Genomic DNA, 438 nt, shown 5'->3' on the forward strand with positions numbered 1-438 from the left:
TTCTGGCGTCGTTGCCGCATCTTGTCGTACTACTCGTACTGCCTGCGATGCGGCGCCTAGCCAGAACCGCTTCGCTGGGTCGTGTTAGCCGCTCTCAGGAAGTGTGGGTGCCGTGCGGGCCGTGCGCGATGGCGTTGCGCCCGTGGCGCTTGGCCTGGTAGAGCGCCGCATCGGCCGCGTCCACCCAGTCCCGCACGCGGAGGTGCGCGGTCTCCATCGAGGCGACACCGATGCTGCAGGTGAACCGCAGCTCCGGCATGCCCTGAAGGCGTGCCTCCTGCACCTGCGTGCGGATGCGCTCGGCCACCACCCGGGCCGCCGCGCAGTCCTGGCCCGGCATGATGACCGCGAACTCGTCGCCGCCGTAGCGGCCGGCGCAGTCGGTGGCGCGCACGTTGGCGCGCACCACGCGGGCCACGGCCCGGATCACCTCGTCGC

General features: G+C 71.5%; 1 protein-coding gene. It reads right to left on the bottom strand.

Annotated features, from left to right (window positions below):
* Positions 1-94: 94 nt before the first annotated feature.
* Positions 95-438: GGDEF domain-containing protein (locus tag AC066S_RS39485; RefSeq protein ID WP_478272009.1), on the bottom strand; the 344-nt coding region annotated here is incomplete at its 5' end.

This window comes from Bradyrhizobium sp. CFUWI (assembly GCF_056429085.1).